The organism is Pseudomonas sp. RIT411, assembly GCF_003057735.2.
In the GTDB taxonomy this organism is placed as follows: Bacteria; Pseudomonadota; Gammaproteobacteria; order Pseudomonadales; family Pseudomonadaceae; genus Chryseomonas; species Chryseomonas oryzihabitans.
The window spans coordinates 54,197-73,515 of record NZ_QBIZ02000005.1; the positions used below are offsets into that span (position 1 = coordinate 54,197).

General features: G+C 68.4%; 14 protein-coding genes, 1 pseudogene and 1 riboswitch. Of the genes and pseudogenes, 8 read left to right on the forward strand and 7 right to left on the reverse strand.

Translation table 11 applies throughout. The annotated features are described in order from the left end of the window. Positions 1 to 330: 330 nt before the first annotated feature. The 7 genes from DBY63_RS09240 to DBY63_RS09270 are packed head-to-tail and all read right to left on the reverse strand — an operon-like array spanning position 331 to position 8,260. On the reverse strand, positions 331 to 1,485 hold the full coding sequence (locus tag DBY63_RS09240) for a M20 family metallopeptidase (RefSeq protein ID WP_108581718.1): 1,155 nt from the start codon (positions 1,483 to 1,485) through the stop codon (positions 331 to 333). Further along, entirely contained in the window at positions 1,485 to 2,879 is a 1,395-nt protein-coding gene (locus DBY63_RS09245) for a M20 family metallopeptidase (RefSeq protein WP_108581719.1), read from the reverse strand. Before DBY63_RS09245 ends, DBY63_RS09240 begins: the two co-directional genes overlap by 1 nt. A 14-nt stretch (positions 2,880 to 2,893) precedes the next feature. Then, positions 2,894 to 3,856 carry an oligopeptide/dipeptide ABC transporter ATP-binding protein gene (locus DBY63_RS09250; protein ID WP_108581720.1) on the reverse strand — a complete coding sequence of 321 codons (963 nt, stop codon included), beginning with the start codon at positions 3,854 to 3,856 and terminating at the stop codon, positions 2,894 to 2,896. After that, positions 3,853 to 4,848 (reverse strand): ABC transporter ATP-binding protein, encoded by a 996-nt coding sequence (locus DBY63_RS09255; RefSeq protein WP_108581721.1) that lies wholly within the window; start codon positions 4,846 to 4,848, stop codon positions 3,853 to 3,855. The genes DBY63_RS09250 and DBY63_RS09255 overlap by 4 nt, the downstream gene beginning before the upstream one ends. Positions 4,849 to 4,862: 14 nt before the next feature. Beyond that, on the reverse strand, positions 4,863 to 5,765 hold the full coding sequence (locus tag DBY63_RS09260; protein ID WP_108581722.1) for an ABC transporter permease: 903 nt from the start codon (positions 5,763 to 5,765) through the stop codon (positions 4,863 to 4,865). 8 nt (positions 5,766 to 5,773) lie between these two features. Continuing rightward, positions 5,774 to 6,691, reverse strand: coding sequence for an ABC transporter permease (locus tag DBY63_RS09265; RefSeq protein WP_007161747.1), 918 nt, complete (start codon positions 6,689 to 6,691; stop codon positions 5,774 to 5,776). A gap of 48 nt (positions 6,692 to 6,739) precedes the next feature. Then, entirely contained in the window at positions 6,740 to 8,260 is a 1,521-nt protein-coding gene (locus DBY63_RS09270) for an ABC transporter substrate-binding protein (protein ID WP_027602319.1), read from the reverse strand. A 171-nt stretch (positions 8,261 to 8,431) separates the two neighbouring features. On the opposite strand from DBY63_RS09270, the gene DBY63_RS09275 reads away from it, so the two are divergent. From DBY63_RS09275 to atzF, 8 genes and pseudogenes are all read left to right on the forward strand, one after another. After that, a complete protein-coding gene (locus DBY63_RS09275; protein ID WP_027599337.1) occupies positions 8,432 to 9,337 on the forward strand; it encodes a LysR family transcriptional regulator in 906 nt (301 codons plus the stop codon). 177 nt (positions 9,338 to 9,514) lie between these two features. Beyond that, positions 9,515 to 9,614, forward strand: a riboswitch (guanidine-I (ykkC/yxkD leader). Between the two features lie 51 nt (positions 9,615 to 9,665). After that, positions 9,666 to 10,730: a putative urea ABC transporter substrate-binding protein gene (locus tag DBY63_RS09280; RefSeq protein WP_108581723.1), complete on the forward strand. Its 1,065-nt coding sequence runs from the start codon at positions 9,666 to 9,668 to the stop codon at positions 10,728 to 10,730. Positions 10,731 to 10,753: 23 nt separating this feature from the next. Further along, positions 10,754 to 11,566, forward strand: coding sequence for an ABC transporter permease (locus tag DBY63_RS09285; protein WP_108581724.1), 813 nt, complete (start codon positions 10,754 to 10,756; stop codon positions 11,564 to 11,566). After that, a pseudogene (locus tag DBY63_RS09290) lies at positions 11,566 to 12,270 on the forward strand (ABC transporter ATP-binding protein); the annotation flags it as partial. The gene DBY63_RS09285 and the pseudogene DBY63_RS09290, both read left to right, overlap by 1 nt. 65 nt (positions 12,271 to 12,335) lie before the next feature. After that, the gene (locus DBY63_RS09295) at positions 12,336 to 13,046 is read left to right on the forward strand and encodes an urea amidolyase associated protein UAAP1 (protein ID WP_108581725.1); all 711 of its coding nucleotides are present in this window, start codon (positions 12,336 to 12,338) and stop codon (positions 13,044 to 13,046) included. Positions 13,047 to 13,055: 9 nt separating this feature from the next. Beyond that, positions 13,056 to 13,691, forward strand: a complete 636-nt coding sequence (locus DBY63_RS09300; RefSeq protein WP_108581726.1) for an urea amidolyase associated protein UAAP2 — start codon at positions 13,056 to 13,058, stop codon at positions 13,689 to 13,691. Positions 13,692 to 13,882: 191 nt separating this feature from the next. Next, positions 13,883 to 17,482, forward strand: a complete 3,600-nt coding sequence (gene uca / locus DBY63_RS09305) for an urea carboxylase (RefSeq protein WP_108581727.1) — start codon at positions 13,883 to 13,885, stop codon at positions 17,480 to 17,482. A gap of 11 nt (positions 17,483 to 17,493) precedes the next feature. Next, positions 17,494 to 19,296, forward strand: coding sequence for an allophanate hydrolase (gene atzF / locus DBY63_RS09310; RefSeq protein ID WP_108581728.1), 1,803 nt, complete (start codon positions 17,494 to 17,496; stop codon positions 19,294 to 19,296). Positions 19,297 to 19,319 lie beyond the last annotated feature (23 nt).

A 19,319-nucleotide genomic window follows, 5' to 3' on the forward strand; every position in this document is an offset into this window, starting at 1 on the left:
TTACATGGCCGCTTAGGGTCGATAGCAGGCCTTCGAGCTGTTCACACTATTAAAGGCAATCCCTAAACTCCTAAACTGTTCACGGAAAATTCTGCAGGCAGTCTCAGCTATTACAACCAGATCCTAGGGCCGTCGCGTGAATTGCCACTAACAGTCGCCGCAATTTCGAAAATCTAGGTTCTGTACGAAAAATCGCCGAGCGAAGGTCAAGCGAAGCCTTTTTCAACGAAGCATCACCAAGCACAGGCATTTTTCGTACAGAGCCTAAAGCCGCCAATTGAGGCCCTCGCCGGCTGGGAGTCGCACCTGTTTCGGAAACCGGCAAGAGGATCAGGCCTTTACGGCCAGAGCCAGGATGGTGGCGACCAGCGCCTGGGTGCGCGGAACCAGGGTGTCGAGCACCAGGAATTCGGCATCGGTATGCACCTTGCCACCGACCGGGCCCAGGCCACAGAGGGTGGGCACACCCAGGCTTGCGGTAAAGCCGGAATCGGCGCAACCACCGGTGAACTCCCCCTCCACGCTGAAGCCAATTGCCTGCGCCTCGCGCTGGTAGAGCGCCAGCAGGTCACGGCTCAGGTGCTCTTCCATGGGCAGGAACAGGCCGGTGATGGTGACGCTGGCCCGGGTTCCCGGCAGCTCTTCTTCGGCGACGATGGCCTCGATGCGCGCCTGCAGTTCGGGCCAGTCGGCCAGGGCCACGAAGCGCACGTCCAGCCGCGCGGTGGCGCTGGGCGCGACGGTATTGCTGGACGTGCCGCCCTCGATGAGGCCGACGTTGGTGGTGATGCCGCGCCCGTAGTCGGTCAGGGCATGCAACTTGATCACCTTGAGCGCGAGGGCCTGGATAGCGCTGGCGCCTTCGGCGTGGTTGACCCCGGAATGAGCCGCCCGCCCGCTGACCTTAATGGTGAGGCTGGCGCCCCCCTTGCGCGCCTTGACCACGTTGCCGCTGACCCGTCCGGGCTCGCAGTTCAGTACCGCCCGGGCCGCGCGCGCCGCGGCTTCCAGATGAGGGCGCGCCGTGCCGGAGCCGATCTCTTCGTCACCGGTGTAGAGCACCCGTACCGGGAATGGCAGCTCGCCGGCACGCTTGAGCGCGCGCAAGGCGAAGCAACTCGCCACCAGGCCACCCTTCATGTCCGCGACACCGGGGCCGTAGGCCTGGCGGGCATCCTGGGTGAAGCCGCGGCTGGCCACGGTGCCCGGCGGAAAGACGGTGTCGCGATGGCCCAGCAGCAGCACCGCGGCGCCCGTGGCAGGCCCCACCTGGGCGGCGAGGATGTCACCGAAGTCGGTCACCGGCGTCCGGGCGACCTCGATGCCATCCTCGGCCAGGGCCGCGACGAGCACCGCGCCGACGGCATCGACGCCGGCCTTGTCATAGCTGTTGGAATCGGTGTCGACCAGGCGTTGCAGGAGGCTGGTCATGGGTTCGCGCTGGGTGGCGAGCCATTCCAGGGCGGCGGTCTTGGCAAGGGACATCAGTTGCGGCTCCAGCGATCGCCCAGGTCCCAGAACAGGCCAGCCATGAGTTGCAGCCCCTGCCGCGCGACCGGGGCCAGGAGGTGCTCGTTGGGCGCGTGCTGGGAGCAGGCGGGATAGGAATGGGGTACCCACAGGGTGGGCAGGTCGAGGATGTCGGCAAAGATGTCGTTGGGCAAGCCGCCACCGAAGTTGGGCAGCAGCGCCGGCTTCTCGCCCAGGGTGCGGGTCAGGGAGGTCAGGGCCCAGTCCACCCAGGGATTCTCCGGGTCCAGCCGCGAGGCGTGGAGGATCTCGTCCTTGGCACGGGTGACCCGCACCGCGGCGAAACCCCGCTCGGCCAGGTGCGCCTCGATCAGCGGGATGAAGGTCGTGCAGTCGCAGCCGGCGACGAAGCGGATCTGGCAGTGGGCACGGGCAGTACCAGGAATGGCATTGACCGGTGCCTCGGGGTTGCCGGTGGTGAAGGCCAGCAGTTCGAAGGTGTTCCAGCCGTAGACACGTTCGGCCGGGGTCAGACCGGGCTCGCCCCAGTGGGGATCGATGGCCGGATCGCCCGGCGCGCCGCCCACCTCGATGTCGGCCAGGGCACGGCGCACCGGTGCGGGCAGCTCGGTGGGCTTGAGCCCCGCGACCTGGATCTGGCCCTGGGCATCCACCAGGCTGGCCAGGGCATGGGCGAGGATGATGCCGGGGTTGGCCAGCAGCCCGCCCCAGTTGCCGGAGTGATGGCCGCCTTCGCGCAGGTCCAGATGCAGGTCGAAGTTGAAGGTGCCCCGGGCACCCAGGAACAGCGTGGGCCTGGATGCCGAGACCCGCGGACCGTCGGAGGCGATGAACAGGTCGGCGGCAAGGGCCTGGCGCTGCTCCTGGCAGAAGGTGCGCAGGCCGACCGAGCCGATCTCCTCGCCCATTTCCAGCAGCAACTTGACGTTGTAGCCCAGGCGTCCGCCGCGCGCGGCGATCACCTGCTCCAGCGCCGCCAGGTTGAGCAGGTGCTGGCCCTTGTTGTCGGCGGTACCGCGGCCGTACCAGCGCTCGCCCTGCTCCACCAGCGTCCAGGGCGCGAGGCCTTCGCGCCAGCGGCTGGCATCGCCGCGCACCACGTCGCCGTGGCCATAGCTGAGCAGGGTCGGCAGCGTCGGGTCCTCGATCCGCTCGGCGATCAGCAAGGGCCCCTTGCCGGCGACCGGGTTGTCCAGCCGGCGACTGGTGAAGCCGAGACTGGCCACGTAGGGGGCGATGAAGTCATCCAGGTAGCGGCCCAGCTCCGCCTGGCGCTCGGGTTCCTGGCTTTCGGTGGGATGGGCCACGGCGGTGGCGAGCCGGGCACGGAAGGCGCCGCTGTCGAAGTGCGCGGCGGCAAGCTCAAGGGCATGGGTACGGCTGGTCATGACGGACTCCGGGGTCAGGCGGGCTCGGACAGGTGGCAGCGCTTGCTGCCGCCGGGGATGGTTTCGCGTTCCGGATAGCGCTCGGCACAGGGGCCGAAGCAGCGCGGGCAGCGGGGATGGAAGGCGCAGCCGCTGGGCGGCGAGATGGGATTGGGAAAGCTGCCGCCCAGGCCCAGCGCCGGGAGCCCCAGCGCTGGATCAGGGGTGAGCACCGCGTCCAGCAGCGCCCGGGTATAGGGATGCGCCGGCTGGGCGAACAGCGCCGCCCGCTCCCGCTCCTCGACGATCTTGCCGAGGTACATCACCGCCACCCGGTCGGCCAGGTGTTCCACCACCGCCAGGTTGTGGCTGATGAGCAGATAGGTCAGGCCGAATTCTCGCTTGAGTTCCAGCAGCAGGTTGAGGATCTGCGCCTGCACCGAGACGTCCAGCGCCGAGGTGGGTTCGTCGCAGATCAGCACGTCCGGGCGCATCACCAGGGCGCGGGCGATGGCCACCCGCTGGCGCTGGCCGCCACTGAGCTGGCCGGGATGGCTGTCGGCGGCGCGGCGCGGCAAGCCCACCACGTCGAGCATCTCCGCGACCCGGCGTTGCTGCTCGGCGGGCGTGCCCAGGCCATGCACCTTGAGCGGCAGCGCCACGATCTCGCGCACCGTCTTGCGCGGATTAAGCGACGAATAGGGGTCCTGGAAGATCGGCTGGATGTGCCGGGCCATGCGCTTGCGATCCACCCCGCGCAGGTGCTCGCCACCCACCAGGATGTCGCCGCTGGTGGGCGCCAGCAGCCCCAGCAGCAGCTTGGCCAGGGTGCTCTTGCCGCACCCCGATTCCCCCACCAGCCCCAGGGTCTCGCCGCGATAGAGCCGCAGCGAGATGCCATCCACCGCCTTGAGGGTGGCCGGCGGGCGGAACAGGCCGCGACCCAGGGTGAATTCGCGGCGGATGTCGCACAGCTCCAGGGCGATCTCGCGGCTCATCGCACACCTCCGACCCGGCGCAGGGGCTCGCTGGGCAGGGCGAAGTGGCAACGCGCCAGGTGCGCGCCCTCATCCAGCAAGGGCACGCTGTCGGTGCAGGCCGCCACCGCCTGCGGGCATCTATTGCGAAAGGCGCAGCCGTGCTGCTCGCCGACCAGGCTGGGGACCAGCCCGGGAATGGCGCCCAGCGGCTGCCCGGGACGAGTCCGGCCCGGTACCGGGATGCTTGCCAGCAGGCCGCGGGTATAGGGATGTCGGGGGGCGGCGAAAAGCTCGGCGGCCGGTGCCTGCTCGACGATCTGGCCGGCATACATCACCGCTACCCGGTCAGCGATGCGCGCCACCAGCCCCAGGTCGTGGGTGATGAAGACGATGGCCGTGCCGAATTCCCGCTGCAGGTCGCGCAGCAGGTGCAGGATCTGCGCCTGGATGGTGACGTCCAGCGCCGTGGTGGGTTCGTCGGCGATGATGAGGTCCGGCTCGCAGAGCAGCGCCATGGCGATGACCACCCGCTGGCGCAAGCCGCCGCTGAGCTGGTGCGGATACTGGCGCAGGCGCTCGCCGGCGTTGCTGATGCCGACCTTTTCCAGCATGGCCTCGGCGCGGGCCCAGGCGGCCTTGCGGTCCAGCCTGCGGTGACGCCGCAGCACCTCGGTGAGCTGGTCGCCGATGCTGTAGGCCGGATTGAGGGCGGTCATGGGCTCCTGGAAGATCATCGCCAGGCGATTGCCGCGCAGGTCGCGCATACCCCTCTCACCCAGGGTCAGCAGGTCGTGCTCGCCCAGCGTCAGCCGCGCCGCCTGGCGCCGGGCCTGGCGCGGCAGGAGGTCCATCAGCGCCAGGGAGGTGAGCGACTTGCCGCAGCCGGATTCGCCCACCAGGCAGAGCATCTCGCCCCGCTCCACCTGCAGGTCCAGGCCGCGCACGGCGTGTAGGGTATCGTCCCCCAGGGGAATGTCGATGCGCAGGTCTTTAACGTCGAGCAGTGCCATGGTCAGTCCTCCGCTTAGTTGCGCCCGCTGGGCGCGGCCAGATCCCGGATGCCGTCGCCGAACAGGTTGATGGCCAGCACCAGCAGCATCAGGGCGATCCCGGGGATGGCGATCACCCAGGGCGAAAAGAACATGTAGGGCTTGCCTTCGGCGATCATCAGGCCCCAGGACGGCAACGGCGGCTGCACGCCCACGCCGAGAAAGGACAGGGTCGCCTCCAGCAGGATGGCGTGGGCCATCTCCAGGGTGATCACCACGATCAGCGCCCCCAGCAGGTTGGGCAGGATCTCGCCGACGATGACCCGCCAGGGCGAACAGCCCAGGGCCTGGGCAGCGGCGACGTATTCGGCGTCGCGGATCTGCTGCACCGCGGCGCGCACCACCACGGCGAAGCGATCCCACAGCAGGCAGCCGAGCAGGATCACCACCACCTTCAGCGAGCCGCCCACCAGCGAGGCGGCGGCCAGGGCCACCATCACCACCGGCAGGGCCAGGCGGGTGGTCACCAGGTAGCTCACCAGGGCATCGACCTTGCCACCGTAATAGCCGGCGAGCACCCCAAGCAGGGTACCGATGGCGCCGGAAATGAGCGCCGCGGCCAGGCCGATGAACAGCGAGATGCGTGCGCCATAGAGCAGGCGGGACAAGTAGTCGCGGCCGAGCTTGTCGGTGCCCAGCGGATGGGCCCAGGTGCCCTTGGCCATCCATACCGGTGGTTTCATCCGCTGCATCACGTCCTGGGCATAGGGATCGTGGGGCGCCAGCCAGGGTGCGGCCAGGGCGGCGAACACGATGATGACCAGCAGTACGGCGCCGAGGGCGAAGCCGCGGTGGCCGAACCAGCGGCGCAGCTGGCGACCCAGGGTCGGTCGTGGGGGCAGATAGTCGTCGAGCACGAAGGGATTGGCGACGGTCATGGGGCCTCCTAGCGCACGCGAATGCGCGGGTCGAGCAAGGCGTTGAGCAGATCGGCCAGCAGCGTCAGCACGATGTAAATCAACGCGATCAAGAGGACGATGGCCTGCACCACCGGGAAGTCGTTACGGGCGATGGCGTCCCAGGCCAGCTGGCCGATGCCCTGCAGCGAGAACACCGCCTCGATCACCACCGAGCCGCCCAGCATGAAGCCGAACTCCACCGCGGCCAGGGCCACCACCGGGATCAGCGCATTGCGCAGGGCGTGCTTGAACAGCACCCGTGCCGGACTCAGGCCCTTGGCCCGGGCGGTGCGGATGTAGTCGGCGCCCAGCACGTCGAGCATCCCGGCACGGGTCAGTCGCATCAGCGAGGGGGTGGCGTAGTAGCCCAGGGCGATCGCCGGCAGGATGAAGTGCTGCCAGCTGGTATTGCCGGACACCGGCAGCCACTTGAGGGTCACGGCGAAGACGACGATCAGTACCAGGGCGAACCAGAAGCTGGGCATCGCCTGGCCAAAGGTCGCCAGGGTCAGCGCCAGGCGGTCGATCCAGGTGTCGCGCTTGACCGCGGCCAGCACCCCGAGCGGGATGGCGATGAGCAGCGCCACCAGCAGCGCGATGGCGCCCAGGGTCAGGGTGATGGGCAGGCGGCTGGCGATGAGATCCCGCACCGACTCCTGGAAGAAGAACGACTGCCCCAGGTCCAGCCGCAGCAACTGCCCGACCCACTCGACGTACTGGGTCGCCAGGGGTTTATCGAGTCCGTGTTGATGACGCACCACCTCGATCTGTTCGGCGGTGGCTTCGGGGCCGGCGATGGCGGTGGCCAGATCGCCGGATAGGTGCAGCAGAAAGAAACTTATGAGGGAAACGGTAAAGGCCACGGCCAGGGCGATACCCAGGCGGCGCAGGAGGTATGCTGACATGCTCGGCTCCTCGGCTAGGAGCGCCCCCGTGCGGGGCGCCGGGACGGATCAGTTCCAGTGGGCCAGGGCGAATCGCGGCAACTCGTCCGGATAGGGCTGGAAGGCCAGGTCCGAGGTGAAGGCGTAGTTGATGGAATAGTTGAACACCGGTGCCCAGTAGGCCTGCTCGGCGATCCGCTGCAGCGCCTTGCGGTAGTTCTCCTTACGCACGGCCGGGTCCATGGCGGTGTCGGCCACCTTGAGCCAGTCGATCACCTGGGGATCCTTGGCCACGTCGTCGGCATTGCCCTTGAAATAGACGCCGGTGGCCGCCGAGGCATCGGCGATGGAGAAGGAGCCCCAGGCGAGAAAGGCCATGGGCACCTTGCCGGCGCGCTGCTGGTCACGCAGCGCGGCGTATTTCAGATAGCGCAGCTTGGCGTCGATGCCCACCGCGCGCAGGTCGCCGATCAGCGCCTCGACCACGTCGCGGTCGCGGTAGGCGAAGATCTCGGTGCTGAAACCGTTGGGGTAGCCGGCGGCCTTGAGCAGCGCCTTGGCCTTGGCCGGGTCGTAGGGGTAGCCCGGCACCGCCTTGGCGTCGCAACCGAATTGCTCCGGATAGCAGGCCACCTGCAGCGGCTGACTGCCGCCCCCCATGAGCTGACTGGCGATGGCTTTGCGGTTGATCGCGTAGTTGACCGCCTGGCGCACCTCGGCTTTGGCAAAGGGCGAATCCGGGCTGGAGGCGCCCTGGGCATCCATGCTGAGGAAGCCGATCCTCATGCTGGCCCCGCTTTCCACCGTGAGATTGGGCGCGGCCTTGAGTTGCTCGGCCTGGTCCGGCGCCACGCGCCAGGCCCAGTCGATGCCGCCGGTCATGAGTTCGGCGAGTCGGGTTTCGGCGTCGGGAATGACGCGGAACTGGATATGGCCGATGCGTGGCTGCCCCTGGGGGCTGTCCTTGAAGTAGTCGGGATTGCGTTCCAGCGTGACGCCCTGGCCGCTGGTGACCGCGACGATGCGATAGGGCCCGGTTCCCACCGGCTTCTGCGCGAAGCCCGCCAGGCCTACTTTCTGGAAATACTTGCCGGGATAGATGGGCAAGGGATTGGCCAGGTATTCCAGCGCGGCTGGAAACGGCTGCTTGAGGTGCAGGCGGACCTTGTATTCGCCCAGCTTCTCGGCGCTCTTGATCCAGTTGACGTTCTGCTGAGTGACCACCTTGCCCTCGGGCGAGGCCACGTAGTTGAAGGTGAAGACCACGTCATCGGCGGTGAAGGGATCGCCGTTGTGGAAGGTCACGCCCTGGCGCAGATCGAAGTCGAGGGTCAGCGGATCGACCTGCTGCCAGTGGGTGGCCAGCATCGGCTTGTATTCGCCGGTCTGGGGGTCGCGGTAGATCAGGGTGTCCCAGGCCAGGTGGGCGAGGATGACGCCTTCACGGGCATCGTTGTGATAGGGGCTGACGTTTTCGGGTTCGGTGTCGGAGGCGTAGACCAGGGTGTCGTTGGCCTTGCCGGCGAAGGCCTGGCCCTGGGCCAGGAAGAGGGAAAACGCGATGCCACAAGCGAAACCTTTGAGTCCCATGCCGTCTGTCTCCGGGGCGGTGGTTGGTCAAAGGCAGGTCCGCGAAGCGCGGGGAAGGAGTTCTTGCTGAAGCCTGTTATTGGTCTCTTGACCCGACTCTAGGTCTTGCCATCCCATGCCACAAGCAGAATATTTAGATGCAAGCCATGCCTTTTCGGCAAAGGAGGCTCCATGCAGCCCTACGGAATCCAGTCCACCGCCCTGCGCTATTTCCTCGAGGTGGTGCGTTGCGGCTCCATCAGCGAAGCCTCCCAACGGCTCAATGTCGCGGCCAGTGCCGTGAGTCGCCAGATCGCCAAGCTGGAACGCGAATTGGAGACGCCGCTGCTCGAACGCCGTGCTCGCGGGGTGGTGCCCAGCGCCGCCGGGGAGCGTCTGGCGGTGCATGCGCGAAAAGCGCAGCTGGCCAGCGAACAGGTCGCGGCCGAACTGCGCGGCCTGGCCGACCTGCGCCGCGGTCAGGTGCGCCTGGCCACCACCGAAGGCTTTTCGCTGGACTTCCTGCCCGAGGTGATCGCCGCCTTTCGCCAGGGCTACGCCGGCATCCACTTTTCCCTGGAGGTCTGCGCCCCCGCCGTGGTGACCCGCCGCGTCCAGGAAGGCGATGCCGACCTGGGGCTGACCTTCAGCCTGAGGCCCGAGCCGGATATCCGCGTCGAGGCCACCCTGAGTGGCGCCATCAAGGCGATCGTCGTTCCCGACCACCCGCTCGCTAGCCGCACCGGCCTGGCCCTGGTCGATCTGCAGCCCTATCCCCTGGCGCTGCCAACGCCGGACACGACGATCCGCCAGCTGTTCGACATCTGCTGTGGCGTCCAGGGCCTGTCCTTCGAGCCGGTGCTGGTGAGCAACAACATGCAGGCGCTCTATCGCTTCGCCGCGCTGGGCGCCGGAGTCGGCCTGTTCAGCGAGTTGAGCCTGCGCAGCCGGCTGCGCGAGGGCCAGTTGGTGGCCCTGCCGTTGCTGGACGAGGGCCTGGCGGCGCGGCGGATCGAGTTGCAGAGCATGGCGGGTCGCGAATTGCCACCGGCGGTCAATGCCTTCCGCCACGCGCTGATCGCGGCGCTGGGACGCTGAGTCAAAGCAGTGCATCAAGCCACTACGATGCACTGCAACGGGGCGGCGCGGCCGGTAGCGCAGCGCCGTCATGGCAAAGAACCAGCATGGCACGGGGCCTGGAGGCAACTGGCACGCATCTGGCAAAGACCATAGCGTGCAGGAGCACCGGTCAGCCGGTTTGATGCACCACAATCTGCAATGGATGACTAGGGTTCCGACTCGCTCGTGCGGGTGTCTGGTCCGAGAGTCGTCGACCTCTGATGGGGTTACACGGCGGGACAAAAGCCCGGGAGACACAGCGCCAGTCGCGTGCTCCTGTCCCGTCGTCCATCCTATTGGAGGTCCCATGCGCCATCCCCTGCTCGCCTCGCTCGTTCTCGGTTGTTCCCTGCTGCTTGGTGCCACCGCTCAGGCGGCGCCGCGCGACGACTTCAAGGTGTGCTGGACGATCTATGCCGGCTGGATGCCCTGGGGCGAAGCCCAGGCCCAGGGCATCATCGACAAGTGGGCCAAGAAATACGGCATCCACGTCGAGGTCGTGCAGCTCAACGACTACGTCGAATCCATCAATCAATACACCACCGGCCAGTTCGATGGTTGCGCCATGACCAACATGGACGCCCTGACCATTCCGGCCGCGGGCGGCGTGGACAGCACGGCGCTGATCGTCAGCGACTACTCCAACGGCAACGACGGCGTGGTGATGAAGGGCAAGGGCAAGACCCTGGCCGACCTCAAGGGCCAGCAGGTCAACCTGGTGCAATTCTCCGTCTCCCACTACCTGCTGGCGCGGGCGCTGCAGAGCGTGGGGCTGAGCGAAAGGGACCTGACCACCGTCAACACCTCGGATGCCGACATGGTGGCCGCGTTCCAGACGCCTGACGTGCGCAACGTGGTGACCTGGAATCCGCTGCTGGCCGAGGTCAAGGCCCAGCCCGACACCACCGAGGTGTTCGATTCCAGCAAGATTCCCGGCGAGATCCTCGACATGCTGGTGGTGAACACCGCCACGCTCAAGGATAACCCCGCCCTGGGCAAGGCCTTGACCGGTGCCTGGTTCGAGATGATGGCACTGATGCAGGCCCACGACGCCAAGGGCAAGGCCGCCCTGGAAGCCATGGCCAAGGCCTCGGGCACCGACCTCGCCGGCTTCCGGGCGCAGCTGGACAAGACCCGGCTGTTCGCCACGCCCGCCGAGGCCCTGGCCTTCGTCAAGGACCCCGCGCTGCCCACCACCATGCAGCGCATCGCCCACTTCTCCTTCGAACACGGCCTGCTGGGCCAGGGCGCGCCCAGCGCCGAGGCCGTCGGCATCGCCTATCCGGGCGGCAAGACCAGCGGGGACGCGGGCAATCTCAAGCTGCGCTTCGATCCGACCTTCGTACAGCTGGCCGCCGACGGCAAGCTCTGAGCCCCGCCGCGAGGACGACGCCCATGCGCTTCATCAATCGGCATCCCGATCGGGGTGGCCGGCTCCTGCTGGTCCTGCTGCCCTTCGCCCTGCTCGCCCTGCTCTATCTGGTGGGCTCGGCCACCCGGCTGGCGGAGAACCCCAACGACAAGCTGCTGCCCAGCGTGGCGCAGATGGCCGATGCGGTGCAGCGCCTGGCCTTTACCGCCGACGTGCGCACCGGGGCTTATCCGTTCTGGCAGGACACCCTGGCCAGCCTGCAACGCCTGGGGCTGGGCCTGGGGATCGCCGCGCTGATCGCCCTGGTGGTGGGCATCGCCGCGGGCAGCCTGCCCCTAGTCGGCGCGCCGCTGTCGCCACTGGTGACGGTGCTCTCGATGATCCCGCCCCTGGCGATCCTGCCGATTCTCTTCATCGTCTTCGGCCTGGGCGAACTGGCCAAGGTGATGCTGATCGTGGTGGGCGTCACCCCGGTGCTGATCCGTGAGCTCGACCAGCGCGCCCGGGAGTTGCCCCGCGAGCTGCTGATCAAGGCCCAGACCCTGGGCGCCAACAGCTGGACGGTGATCCTGCGCCTGGTGCTGCCGCAACTGCTGCCGCGCCTGCTCATCGCCCTGCGGCTGCAGCTGGGCGCCGCCTGGCTGTTTCTCATCGCGGCCGAGGCCATCGCCGCCACCGATGGCCTGGGCTATCGCATCTTTCTGGTGCGGCGCTACCTGGCCATGGACGTGATCCTGCCCTATGTGGCCTGGATCACCCTGCTGGCCTGGCTGCTGGACGCCGGTCTGCGCCTGCTGACGCGACGCGCCTTTCCCTGGTACGGGGAGGGTCGCTGATGATCGAGGTCCGCAATCTCTGGCAACGCTACGGCGAGCAGGTGGTGCTCGAAGGCCTCAACCTGCAGGTGCGCGAAGGCGAATTCTGCGCCCTGGTCGGTGCCTCCGGCTGCGGCAAGTCCACCTTCCTGCGTCTGCTACTCGGTCAGGAGCGCCCCAGCCGGGGCGAGATCCGCATCGATGGTCAGCCGCTGTCAGCGGAACCTGATCCCGAGCGGGGCGTGGTCTTTCAGCGCTATTCGGTCTTTCCCCACCTGAGCGTGCTGGACAACGTCGCCCTGGGCCTGGAATTGCCCAGGTCCCCGCTGCTCGGCCGGCTGCTGGGTACGGCCAAGCGCCAGGCCCGGGAACAGGCCGCCGCCCTGCTCGAGCGCGTCGGCCTGGGCCAGGCGCTGGGCAAGTACCCGGGGCAGCTGTCCGGCGGCATGCAGCAGCGCCTCGCCATCGCCCAGGCGCTGATCGTCCGGCCGCGCATCCTGCTCCTGGACGAGCCCTTCGGCGCCCTCGACCCCGGCATCCGCAAGGACATGCACGCCCTGCTGCTGGAGCTCTGGCACGAGCGCCCGCTCACGGTGTTCATGGTCACCCATGACCTGCACGAGGGCTTCAGCCTGGCCACCCGGGTGCTGGTGTTCGACAAGGTCCGCCAGGACCCGCAAGCCCCCGGTGCCTATGGCGCCCGCATCACCTACGACCTGCCCCTGACCGCCAAGACCCCGCCCGTACATGCGGCCGGGACGCGGCCGGCCCTTATCTGACGAGGTTGCCCATGACTGAAGAACTGCTCTACCAGGAACGCGTCCCCGGCGGCGGTACCGCCTCCTTCATCCTGCGCCGCGGCCAGACCCTGCGCCTGACCGACGTGGAAGGCGGCGCCAATGTCAGCCTGCTGCTGTTCAATGCCGATGACCGCAGCGAGCGGCTGAATCTGCCGGATACCCTCAAGGGCCAGCACACCGCCCGTCTCACCGCCGGACACTGCCTCTATTCCGACATGGGACGGGTGCTGGCGGCCGTGGTGCGCGACACCTGCGGCTGGCACGACAGCTTCGGCGGCGTGGCCAATGCCGCCGAGGTGGCCGAAAAATACGGCGCGGGTCGCTACCAGGAATTGCGCAACGGCCTCCACCGCAACGGCACCGACAACCTGCTGGTGGAACTGGCCAAGTGGGGCCTGGGGTTGGAAGACCTGCTGATGACCCTGAATCTGTTCAGCCGGGTGGACGTGGATGCCGAGGGCGCCTTTGCCTTCGTGCCTGGCAACTCCCGCGCCGGCGATCTGGTCGAGCTCTATGCGCCCATGAACACCCTGGTGGTGCTGACCGCCCTGCAGCATCCGCTGGACCCGGATCCGGTCTATGCACCACGCCCGGTCGATCTCGCCCAGTTGCGCGCCGCGCCCGAGGCGGCCGAGCGCTGCCGCACCTCGCGCCCGGAAAACGAGCGCGCCTTCCAGAACACCGCCCGCTACTTCCTCTGAGGCCCCGCCATGACCCTGATCGCCAGCACCAAACGCCCGGAAGATGCCAGCTACCGCGCCGTCCTGCCGGCCGGAGCGCCCTACCTCAAGGAGGTCAAGGCCGGCCAGACCCTGCGCATCCATGACCTGGAAGGCAACCAGGCGGTGGACACCCTCTTCTACGCCGCCGCCAATCCCCAGGAGCGCTACGATCCCCAGCGCACCCTGAGACGCCAGGGCCGGGTCTATCTGTCGACCGGCAGCGTGCTCTATTCCAACCTGGGCAATCCGCTGCTGACCATCGTCGCCGACACCTGTGGCCGCCACGACACCCTGGGCGGCGCCTGTTCCCAGGAGAGCAACACGGTGCGCTACGCCCTGGACCGCCGGCAGATGCACAGCTGCCGCGACAACTTCCTCTGCGCCGGTGGCCATGACGGGCGCCTGGGCAAGCGCGACATCGGCGCCAACATCAACTTCTTCATGAACGTGCCGGTGACCGCGGATGGCGGCCTGACCTTCGCCGATGGCATCTCCGGCGCCGGCAAGTACGTGGAATTGCGCGCCGAGACCGACGTCATCCTGCTGATCTCCAACTGCCCGCAGTTGAACAACCCCTGCAACGGCTGGAATCCCACCCCGGCCGAGGTGCTGCTATGGGACTGACCCGCGTACGCCAGCTCTGGCAGTGGCTGCGGCCGCACCTCTATCGGCTGTGTGAAGTCCGCGCCGGACGCTACGGCTACCGCGGCAAGCGCTAGACGCCGACTGACCCACCGCCCTCGCGCGGCCTCTTGGGGACGACCCCGAGAGCTTTTATCTGGCGGGACGGCCCGCCGCCTTCGAGGACGCCTCGAATGTTCACCACCCTGCTCATCGCCAACCGTGGCGCCATCAGCTGCCGCATCCAGCGCACCCTGCGCGACCTGGGCGTCGCCGCGGTCGCCGTCTACAGCGAAGCCGATCGCGCCAGCCGCCATGTCAGCGAAGCCGACCAGGCCTTCAGCCTGGGCGAAGGCGCCGCCGCGGCCACCTACCTGGACACCGCCAAGCTGCTCGAGGTCGCGCGCCAGAGCGGTGCCCAGGCCATCCACCCCGGCTATGGCTTCCTCTCCGAGAACGCCGCCTTCGCCGAAGCCTGCGAAGCCGCCGGCATCGCCTTCGTCGGTCCCACCCCCGAGCAACTGCGCACCTTCGGACTCAAGCACACGGCGCGGGCCCTGGCGCGCGCCCAGGGCGTACCGCTGCTGGAGGGTACCGAGCTGCTGGAGACCCCGGAGGCGGCCCTGGCGGCCGCGCAGGAGATCGGTTATCCGGTGATGCTCAAGAGCACTGCCGGCGGTGGCGGCATCGGCATGCGCGTGTGCCGCACGGACACTGAACTCGCCGAGGCCTTCGACGCCGTGCGCCGTCTCGGCCAGAACAACTTCAGCGACGCCGGCGTCTTCCTGGAGAAATACATCGAGCGGGCGCGGCACCTGGAGGTGCAGGTGTTCGGCGATGGTCAGGGCGAGGTCCTGGCGCTGGGCGTGCGCGATTGCTCGGTACAGCGCCGCAACCAGAAGGTGCTGGAGGAAACCCCGGCGCCCAACCTGCCGGCCGGCATGGCCGAGGCCCTCTGCGCCGCCGCGCTGGAGCTGGCGCGCGCGGTGCGCTATCGCAGCGCCGGTACCGTGGAGTTCGTCTACGACAGCGCCGCCGACCGCTTCTACTTCCTCGAGGTGAACACCCGGCTGCAGGTCGAGCACGGCGTCACCGAGCAGGTCTGGGGCGTGGACCTGGTGCGCTGGATGATCGAACTGGCCGCCGGCGACCTGCCGCCGCTGGCAACCCTCGCCGCGGGGCTGCAGCCCCAGGGCCATGCCATCCAGGCGCGCCTCTATGCCGAAGACCCGGGTCGTGACTTCCAGCCCAGTCCGGGCCTGCTGACCCAGGTCGACTTTCCACCGGCGGATGGCCGGGCGCTGCGCCTGGACACCTGGGTCGAGGCCGGCTGCGAGATCCCGCCCTATTTCGATCCGCTGGTGGCCAAGGTCATCGCCTGGGCCCCGGACCGGGACTCGGCTCGGCAGCGTCTCGACCAGGCCCTGGCCGCGACCCGGCTCTATGGCGTGGAAACCAACGGCGACTACCTGCGGCAGATCCTCGCCGCCCCGCCCTTCGCCAGCGGCCAGCCCTGGACCCGCTGCCTGGAAGGCCTGACCTACCAGGCCACCACCCTGGAGGTGCTCAGCGCCGGCACCCAGACCACGGTGCAGGACGCCCCCGGACGCCTCGGCTACTGGTCGGTGGGCATTCCCCCTTCCGGCCCCATGGACGACCGCGCCCTGCGCCTGGGCAATCGCCTGCTCGGCAACGACGCCCGCGCGGCCGCCCTGGAAATCACCCTGGCCGGCCCGACCCTCAAGTTCAACACCGAGGCCGTGGTGGCGGTCACCGGCGCGGCGCTGCCGATCCTGCTGGATGACCAGCCCCAGGCCATGGACAGCGTCTTTCGCGTACCCACGGGTGCCATTCTGCAACTGGGCGCCATCACCGGCGCCGGCGCCCGCAGCTATCTCTGCCTGAGAGGCGGTCTGGACCTGCCCGAATACCTGGGCAGCCGCAGCACCTTCACCCTTGGCCAGTTCGGCGGCCACGGTGGCCGCGCCCTGCGCGCCGGTGACGTGCTGCACCTGCACCCGCTGACCGACGCGCACACGGAGGCCCGGCTACCCGCCGCCCTGACCACCCAGCTCGCCGAGACCCGCACCCTGCGCGTCATCTATGGCCCCCATGGTGCACCGGACTATTTCAGCCCGGCCTATCTGGACCTCTTTCTCGCCACCGACTGGGAGGTACACTTCAACTCCAGCCGCACCGGCGTACGGTTGATCGGACCCAAGCCGGAATGGACCCGCGAAGACGGCGGCGAAGCCGGTCTGCACCCATCCAACATCCACGACAATCCCTATGCGGTCGGCGCCGTGGACTTCACCGGCGACATGCCGGTCATCCTTGGCCCGGACGGCCCCAGCCTGGGCGGCTTCGTCTGCCCGGTCACGGTGATCGAGGCCGATCTCTGGCAACTTGGCCAGCTCAAGGCCGGTGACCGTGTGCGCTTCCTGCCGGTGGACCTGGCCACCGCGCGGCGTCTGCAGCTGGCACGCCTGGCCGAGGAAAGCGGCTTGCAGCCGCAGGCGGAGATCGCCATCTCGCCCGAGCGTGGCGATCCCGTGGTGCTGGACCTGGGCCAGGGCGCCGAGCGCCTGGTGGCGCGGCTTTCCGGGGATACCCATCTGCTGCTGGAGATCGGCCCACCGGAGCTGGACCTCGCCCTGCGCTTTCGCGGCCATGGCCTGATGCAGGCGCTGGCTGCCCTGGCACTGCCCGGGCTGTGCGAGCTCACCCCCGGCATCCGCTCGCTGCAGGTGCACTACCAGCCCGAGGCCCTGCCCCTGGCCGAGTTGCTGGCGGCGGTCAGTCGCTGCTGGCAGGCGCTGGGCGATGCCCAGGACCTGCGGGTACCCTCGCGCATCGTCCATCTGCCGCTGTCCTGGGACGATCCGGCCTGCCGCCTGGCCATCGAGAAATACACCACCACGGTACGCAAGGACGCGCCCTGGTGCCCGAGCAACCTGGAGTTCATCCGCCGGGTGAATGACCTGGAGTCGCTGGAGGCGGTCAAGCGCATCGTCTTCGACGCCAGCTACCTGGTGATGGGCCTCGGCGATGTCTACCTCGGTGCACCGGTGGCCACCCCCCTGGATCCGCGCCATCGGCTGGTCACTACCAAGTACAACCCGGCGCGCACCTGGACCGCGGAAAATTCGGTGGGCATTGGCGGCGCCTATCTGTGCGTCTATGGCATGGAAGGCCCCGGCGGCTACCAGTTCGTCGGGCGCACCCTGCAGATGTGGAATCGCTATCGCGAAGTCGAGGCCTTCCACGGCCAACCCTATCTGCTGCGCTTCTTCGATCAGATCCGCTTCTATGAAGTCTCGGCGGAGGAATTGCTGCGCATCCGCGCCGACTTCCCCCTGGGTCGGGTACCTCTGCGCATCGAAGAGAGCGAACTGTCCCTGGCCGACTACCAGGCCTTTCTGGCCCGCGAAGCCGAGGGCATCGCCACCTTTCGCGGGCGCCAGCAGAGCGCCTTCGCCGCGGAGCGGCAACGCTGGATCGACTCCGGCCAGGCGCATTTCGACAGCCAGGAAGCCGCCGTCGAAGCGACCGAAGACGCCCCCCTCGCCAGCCACCAATTGGCCCTGGAAAGTCCGGTGGCCGGCAATCTCTGGCAGGCCCAGGTGCAACCGGGCGATCAGGTGGAAGCCGGCCAGCCGCTGCTGATCCTGGAGTCCATGAAGATGGAAATCCCGCTGCTCGCCCCCTGCAGCGGCCGGATCCACGACCTGCAGGTCCAGCCCGGCTCGCCGATCCGCGCCGGCCAGCGCCTGCTGGTCATCGACAAGACGTGAAGGAAGCCACCATGACATTCGATCTGCGCCTCGACACCCTGAGCGCCGCCTATGCCGCCGGTACCCAGACACCACGAGTCCTCATCGCTGAACTGCTGGAAAGAGCCGCCCAGCTCAATCCCGAGTACCGGCTGTTCATCCACCTGCTGACCCCGGCCGAGCTGGAGCCCTATCTCGCCGTCCTGGACGACCGCGATCCCGCCGAGCTGCCGCTCTATGGCATCCCCTTCGCCATCAAGGACAACATCGACCTCGCCGGCATCCCCACCACGGCGGCCTGCCCGGCCTATGCCTATGTGCCCGAGCGCTCGGCGACCCTGGTGGAGCAGCTGGTCGCCCTGGGCGCCGTGCCCCTCGGCAAGTGCAATCTCGACCAGTTCGCCACCGGCCTCAATGGCACCCGTTCGCCCTATGGCGCCTGCCGTAACAGCGTCCACCCGGCCTATCCTTCCGGCGGCTCCAGTGCCGGGTCGGCCCTGGCCGTGGCCCTGGGCGTCGCCAGCTTCGCCCTGGGCACCGACACCGCCGGGTCGGGGCGCATACCTGCGGGGCTGAACAACCTGGTGGGCCTCAAGGGCAGCAAGGGATTGCTGTCCACCGCCGGCGTGGTGCCCGCCTGCCAGACCCTGGATTGCGTGACCTTCTTTACCGCCACCGCCGCCGAAGCCAGCACCCTGCTGGCGCTCACCGCCCGCCTCGATCCGCGCGACCCCTACAGCCGCGCCAATCCGCAGTGGAACGACGCCAGTGCCTTCGGCCGACCGCGGCCCTTTCGCTTCGGCGTCCCGACCCAGCTGGAATTCCTCGGCTGCCCGGAAAGCCCGGCGCTGTTCGCGGCCGCCAAGACGCAATTGGAAGCCCTGGGTGGCGAAGCCGTGCCGCTGGATCTTGCGCCCTTCCTGGAAGCCGCGCGCCTGCTCTATGAAGGTCCCTGGGTGGCCGAGCGCTACAGCGTGGCCGGCGACCTGATCGAGACCGAGCCGGACGCGGTGCTGCCGGTGATTCGCGCCGTGCTGGAAAAGGCGCCCGGCACCACGGCAGTGGACGCTTTTCGCGCCGGCTATCGCCTGCAGGCATTGAAAGCCCAGTGCGATGCCCTGCTGGCCGAGCTGGATTGCGTGCTCACCCCCACCTATCCACGTCCGGTGACCCTGGCCGAACTGGCCGCCGAGCCGGTCGCCCGCAACGCCGATCTGGGCTACTACACCAACTTCATGAACCTGCTGGACTACGCCGCGGTGGCCGTGCCAGCCGGTGTCATGACCAATGGACTGCCCTGGGGCGTGACGCTGTTCGGCCGGGTCTTCACCGACCAGTACCTGCTGAGCCTGGCCGCGGCCCTGCAGGACGCCCAGGGCCTGCCCCTGGTTGGCGGCGCCCTCCCAGGCGCCAGCCTGCCGGCACGCCCTGCCCGCCATGACCGCGCCCGCCTGGTGGTCTGCGGTGCCCACCTGCAGGGACTGCCGCTCAACGGCCAGTTGCTCGCCCGCGGCGGCCGACGCCTCGCCCTGACCCAGAGCGCGCCGCACTATCGCCTCCACGCCCTGGCCGGCGGCCCGCCGCTCCGTCCCGGCATGGTCCGGGTCGCCGAAGACGGCGCCGCCATCGAGGTGGAAGTCTGGGAGCTGCCCAGCAGCGAACTGGGCAGCTTTCTCACCGGCATCCCCGCCCCGCTCGGCCTGGGCAAGGTGGAACTGGCCGATGGCAGCTGGGAAACCGGCTTCATCTGCGAGCCCTACGGCCTCGCCGGCGCCGAGGACATTACCGACCATGGTGGGTGGCGGGCGTGGTTGGCAAGTCGCAGCGCCCACTAGCGCAGCCCCAGGCTCGGGAACCC